Genomic DNA, 327 nt, shown 5'->3' with positions numbered 1-327 from the left:
CCGCCTGCAACACCGCGAGGTGCGCAGCTACGAGGTCGAATACGTCCACGCCCTCTGGCATGCCGACTTCCATCATGGCTCGCGCCGCGTGCTCAACGCCGCCGGGGAGTGGGTCGTGCCGCGGCTGCTCGGCGTCATCGACGACCGCTCCCGCCTGCTCTGTCACCTGCAATGGTATCTGCACGAGAGTGCCGAAACCCTCGTCCACGGTCTCTCCCAGGCGCTGCAAAAGCACGGACTGCCGCGCGCCCTGATGACCGACAACGGCGCGGCGATGCAGGCCGAGGAGTTCGCCGCGGGGCTCCACGCCCTGGGCATCCTGCACGA

1 protein-coding gene is annotated in these 327 nt (G+C 68.8%); it reads left to right on the top strand.

The features are described from left to right. On the top strand, positions 1-327 hold a 327-nt coding region (locus tag ACYQ2W_RS26745; protein ID WP_459874188.1), incomplete at both ends, for an integrase catalytic domain-containing protein.

The organism is Endothiovibrio diazotrophicus, from assembly GCF_054657215.1.
This window is presented reverse-complemented; position numbering and strand designations above follow the sequence as displayed.